Origin of the sequence: Sphingomonas sp. Leaf208, assembly GCF_001421415.1 — a bacterium.
Classification (GTDB): domain Bacteria; phylum Pseudomonadota; class Alphaproteobacteria; order Sphingomonadales; family Sphingomonadaceae; genus Sphingomonas.
This window is the reverse complement of the sequence record NZ_LMKH01000026.1, coordinates 1-5,252: the sequence shown is the minus strand read 5'-3', so window position 1 is coordinate 5,252 and position 5,252 is coordinate 1. Positions and strand designations below refer to the sequence as shown.

4 protein-coding genes and 1 pseudogene are annotated in these 5,252 nt (G+C 54.8%); 3 read left to right on the top strand and 2 right to left on the bottom strand.

The features are described 5' to 3' along the window. Positions 1-1,776: 1,776 nt before the first annotated feature. The gene (locus ASE69_RS12555) at positions 1,777-2,070 is read left to right on the top strand and encodes a hypothetical protein (protein ID WP_056487140.1); all 294 of its coding nucleotides are present in this window, start codon (positions 1,777-1,779) and stop codon (positions 2,068-2,070) included. 1,103 nt (positions 2,071-3,173) lie between these two features. Here ASE69_RS12555 and ASE69_RS22590 read toward each other — a convergent pair. Further along, positions 3,174-3,892: pseudogene (locus ASE69_RS22590) on the bottom strand (transposase). Positions 3,893-4,065: 173 nt separating this feature from the next. Here ASE69_RS22590 and rpsU point away from each other — a divergent pair. Continuing rightward, a complete protein-coding gene (rpsU, locus tag ASE69_RS21455; RefSeq protein WP_082453104.1) occupies positions 4,066-4,266 on the top strand; it encodes a 30S ribosomal protein S21 in 201 nt (66 codons plus the stop codon). Positions 4,267-4,341: 75 nt separating this feature from the next. Next, on the top strand, positions 4,342-4,545 hold the full coding sequence (locus tag ASE69_RS21450) for a DUF5818 domain-containing protein (protein WP_082453103.1): 204 nt from the start codon (positions 4,342-4,344) through the stop codon (positions 4,543-4,545). Positions 4,546-5,100: 555 nt separating this feature from the next. Here ASE69_RS21450 and ASE69_RS12540 read toward each other — a convergent pair. After that, the coding region (locus ASE69_RS12540) for a transposase domain-containing protein (protein WP_156362325.1) at positions 5,101-5,252 on the bottom strand (152 nt) is incomplete at its 5' end.

Sequence of the window (5,252 nt, the reverse complement as noted above, 5' to 3'; positions counted from 1 at the left end):
ACCTCGCCATCGTTGTAACGCCTGGTCGTACCGTCAGTCATATGCCTCACTCTTATCTAAGAGCGGGGCCCTGTCAGGTCATTTAGGGGGCCACCTCAATGGGTTTGAATAGCCCGTGCTCGATGCCGTTTGCCTCATAGATCATGTCGAAACGCATCTGACGCGGCTCGTCCGTGTTTCTGTTGCGCAGCTGCTTAGCGAATTGAATACTATTGTCAGTCAGGATCGTGTGGAGGAACTCCCATGCCGTTCGCGTGTCAGCCTCGTCGACAAGCTGAGTGGCCTTGAATTCTACGGCAGTTTGAACCTTGACGATACCCTTGTGAAAGAAGCCGATCGGTAGCGCTTGAAACGTTGTCGCTCAGACTTATCGCCCTCGATGTCCGGTAGAAGAGAGATGCGGTGCCGCTGCAGGCAACGCTGCAGCGCTGACCGTGTCAGATGAGGGATCAAGGGCTGCAAAGCATAGAGGCAATCGTGTGACAGCAGAATACGACAATCGCCACTTCCCGGGCTTTGGTAACGGTCGTGGAGTGAAGGACATGCTGTCCGGTCTTCAATTCCCTCAACCGTCGCCTGCTTTGGCCATTTCAACACAGTCTTTGGATTGATTTTCAGCTCTCGCCTCAGTATCTAAAACAAAACACGCGATTGCGGCATTGCTGTTCCGACTGCATGCGTGGTCGTGGCGCTCCCGTGACGAACCTGTCCCATACGGTTTCCTTCCATTCCAGCGAAAGGACCGCACCATCAACCGTAGGATTAAGCACTCGGACGGAAACAGCTAATCTTCAAATAAAGCCACCCGGATGATTACAGTCTAAGTTAATGTTAGTTTGCTCGGGCGGTGAGGCGTTTACCATCCAGTAGTAAATTGCTACCGTCGGATTCGCCGTATGAAAGCTATAAGGCGAACGGTGAGATCTCGTTGATCTACGGATAATCGCTGCTGGGCCTGAGCAGCCGGCGTCTGCCCATTCTCAATTATGCCGTTCGCGCTTCGTGTTAGAGCCCTGGTGTATAGACCTCGCTCGGAAGAACAGGCGCTTAAGGCGTTCAAGGCGATCGTAACCTCACTTCCAGATCCTAAACTTTCTGTCTGAGCGAATGATTGAAGGCAGCTTTCCCAAGCTGCCCGTGTCAGTGGCACGCTTCCTTCTGACGCGGGTGAGAATGCAAGCGTCAGGACCGAAAAGATCTTAATCATCAGAACGGTTTGCCTGAATCAGTCGACTGCGCATAGGCTCTTAAATAGATTGGCTGACGCGGAAGCCGCGGAAGATGGGGTAAGCCAATTGCCAGGGGCTACAAGACGACAGACACGACACGTGATATGGTCGCCTACTCGCTGCCAGCTGAGCTCATAGACGAGCCATTCATGACAGGGGGGACGGCCGAGCGCACGAACGCATACTGGCTTCCATCCATGAACGTCGCGGGAAACTGACGAGCCAGTGAGCCTCTTACAATATCAAACTTGATGTATACAGCATCCGCGACGTTAATATCCAATAGCGCAGTGATGGACAGGAGCCCGAGCCTAACTGCTCGGTCATACTTTCTCACTCTCCGTTTTGCTTTACGCCGAACCTCGGAGATCAGAGAACATTCTATCATACTAACTGATAACGAAAGCCGTCTGGATGGCGCACAATCGTATTTCGTGGTCGAAGCGCTTATAGGCGGCCGGCTTCGATAGCGCGGCCTCCACTACGGCGTTGGTCAGCAGATACCCTCTTGTGTTAGGTGTTGCGCCAAAGGCCTGAAAGGAACGCTATGATCGAAATCGACGACGCCGCTGACCGATTGGTCGATAAGCTTTTGGATGGTCTTACACGAGGAAGCGGCGTTTCAGCTTTGGTACTGGGAAGTGCCGAACCTGTCGCAGTGGTGGAAGCAAAGAGCGTCGGCCGCCTAATCGAAATGCGAACGGTAGCCGGGGCGAGTTTCTACATTCGCGAAACCGCGCTTTTGGGCATCATCGTTACGGCGGGGGTTGACTCAGAGTCGGAGAACGAGCCGTTCCGGCTGGATGACGGCACTGAAATTTTAAGCTCCCCGGAGCAGTAGGTAGTCTCAGGCAGCCGATTTATGAATCTGCGGCGGAGAAGCTTTTTGCCGCATCTATATAATTCCGCGAGTTGCAATGCCGTCGCGATCCCACCCGGAATACCAAGGTGGGATCGCCATGCGGGCGAAGCTAGGAATCGTTCTCGAAGCTAGAGCGCGCGCGATGAGTCTAAGTGGTTTCGTATGACAGAAGTTAAAGCTTTGTTGCCCGAGCAGCTGGGCCGTCCCCAAATTCGTAAACGACGTATCGATGGGGCGAAGCGTTCCGTACCGGATAAGCAGGTTGCGAGCAACCGAACTACAATATGAACAAAGCTGTCCGAAATGGTTCATGTCCGATACCGCATTTTCTAATTTGTGATGGACCGAAGCTCGAGGCTGGCGCTTGCTTAGACTCCCTCACTCTTCGATGTGCTCGCGCTGCGCCTTGAAGAGTGACAGATTTTTTGCGGCATATGGTTCAATAATAGCTGCTTAATACCGACTATGCATTTTACCCTGTATCATTCGTGGTAATACTTAAACTGTAAATCATTACAGCTGCGGCTGGTAATGTTACCCCAAAGGCAACCGAGAAGCGACCGATATCACAAGATGGTAGGCAGGGCTTTATGGAAGCAACGACACGTGCGATTCCAATTATCAGCGTTAATCGAAATATGCACGCGACCAGTATGCTACAAGGGCTGCTTTTTTTTGAACTGAACTTCCTGCTCGCCCGATCTGGGGGGGGGCGTTACGGCGAGCAGGGGCCGTGCGGTGTGAGGGCGAAGCCTCGAGAACTTATATGACGGCGCATAATTAAAATCGGGATAACGGCCCGCCCCCGGGGGTTCGGAAAAGCGGGCCGACCGGGGACGTTGCGGAACCCGGTTTGCACTAACGCTTGACTACGCAATTGTTCCCGAGCGGTAATGACCCACTTCAAGGGCCATCTGGACTCGACACAGGTCAACTCTCGCACTTTGGAAATTACCCCCGAGCAATTTGACGCGCTCCGAGCAGTCTTCGATCAATATCACAGGGGCCATAATTTCAGCCGGCTAAACACCGATTATACTGGCGCCAGTTTTGTCGCGATAACTACTAGGGTTCAGACTAATTCACAGCCAGAAGGCGAGAGCTGTTGCGAGAGCTACGGCTGAGAGGAAGTTGGCGGCGAGCTTGTCGTAACGGGTAGCGATCCGGCGGAAGTCTTTCAGGCGGCAGAAGGCATTCTCGACGAGGTGGCGACCGCAGTATCGCTGTTTGTCGTAGCGAATGGTTCGCTTCCGGTTGCAGCGTCTAGGAATGACGGGGATAGCGCCTGCCTCACGGAGTGAACGGCGCAGGCTATCGGCATCGTAGCCCCCTTCGACAAGCTCAGGACAGGTTTGTCGGCAAGCAGATATCGCGGACACTTCTCTCAAGCGCCTTGGTATACTCTACCTGACCACCTGTGTCGGTTTCGGGTACGGTCTATACGGTGGGCCCCGGGGACCGCCCAATCGCTTGCGCGGAGCGCCCCCTTTTGCGCGAAATGCAGCGCGGTGGATCTTGATGTACGTGCTGTCGATCGCCGTGCTTCTTGTCACGACGCCCGCGTCGACAGCGTAGCGACCAATTTCACCCCAGACCTCCGCTGCGACCAGCGGATGAAGCGATTATAGATCGTCGTCGTCGGACCGTAGTCCACCGGGCAGTCGCACCACCGGCAGCCGACCTTCAGCACATGAATGATGCCCGAAATTACCCGTCGGTCGTCGACCCGCCGGGCGCGGAGCTGGTTCTTCGGCAAATGCGGCTCGATCGCCTTCCATGCCTCGGCCGATAACCAGAACAACGCCTTCTACCGCCTCTATCGTCCCACGCTCTGTGAATCAGGAAGCCCTCTTTAAATCAATAGCTTGATTGGGTTTGAGCCCAAAGAATCTTGCATTCGTACTTGGCAGAGGCAACCTTGGACCATAGGGCGTTCTGAAGCGACCCACGAACCTGCACGAAAGCCCAGCAGCCATGCTGATCACCGTCCGCGACAACAACGTCGACCAAGCCCTTCGTGCACTCAAAAAGAAGCTGCAGCGCGAGGGTGTTTATAGAGAGATGAAGTTGCGTCGCCATTACGAGAAGCCATCGGAAAAACGTGCGCGTCAGCATGCCGCTGCGGTGAGCCGTGCAAAGAAAGCCGATCGCAAGCGTGCCGAACGTGATAGCTGACACATGCCCGATGGTACTTTCTAACCGTCCGATTGGCAAAGTTGTACGTTATCAGAGTGAAATGATGCCGAAGCGATGATAGCGATTGGGGCCCGGATCGATGAGGTGGGCACCTTAATTCGCGAAGGCGGAGAGTTCTATCTTCGTCGGGATGTTGGTGGGCGCTACCAGCTCGAACTGCATCGCACCCCGGTTGATCTGGTAGAAAAGCGCGTACGGCTAATTGGTACGTTAGTTGGCCCTGACCTGGTAAATGCCGAAGGCGTTGCGCTGACCTAGAAAGACGCTTCTTGCTCAGTCGTTACCCACTGGGCGTAATTCCGATTCAGCCTGACTCATTGACGTTGCACTCAAAACATGGACGGGCATCATCACGGCCATGGAACAGAAAATCATTCATGCTTGCGGTCATGAGCAGACTCATTATCTGCCGGCTATGATAGCCAACAGGGACGCAAGGCGCGGTGGTTAAAGACAACAACATGTCGCGACTGCTTCGGTGTCGAAAAGAGAGCCGAGGCCGCCGCTACTGCAGCGCTCAGCAGTGCTGCAGTCATGCACCTCGGCCTTCCGGCGCTGACCGGCACTGATCACCAGATCAGCTGGGCGTCGACCATCAGGGCGAAGCGCCTCGCAGCGATAAAAGCACTTTGTAAGGTTGCCGATTATCATGCATGTCTCCAAGTGACAGAGGCCAAATGGTGGATCGATCATCGAGACGTTACCGACGTTGACATGATGACAGCAACTGGACGGCCGTCGGGTATACAAATGATTTCGGTAGCCACTGCGTCGATTATGGATGCACCGTAAGCGTGGCCGGCAGGCCGCAGATTACGCGGCTTGCGCCACTCGCTCTGCGGTTTGCGCGGACCAGTTCCAAGGCATGAGTTCGTCCCATCGCGCGGCCGGCCAATCCGCTGCGATCTTCCCAGTGACGTCGGCGATGTAGGCCTGCGGGTCGACGCCGTTGGCCTTGCAGGTCT

Bases quoted from the DNA above. Each gene is read 5' to 3' on its own strand.
- ASE69_RS12555 (WP_056487140.1), top strand. From the start codon at position 1,777: ATGATCGAAATCGACGACGCCGCTGACCGATTGGTCGATAAGCTTTTG.
- ASE69_RS21450 (WP_082453103.1), top strand. From the start codon at position 4,342: ATGATAGCGATTGGGGCCCGGATCGATGAGGTGGGCACCTTAATTCGC.
- rpsU (WP_082453104.1), top strand. From the start codon at position 4,066: ATGCTGATCACCGTCCGCGACAACAACGTCGACCAAGCCCTTCGTGCA.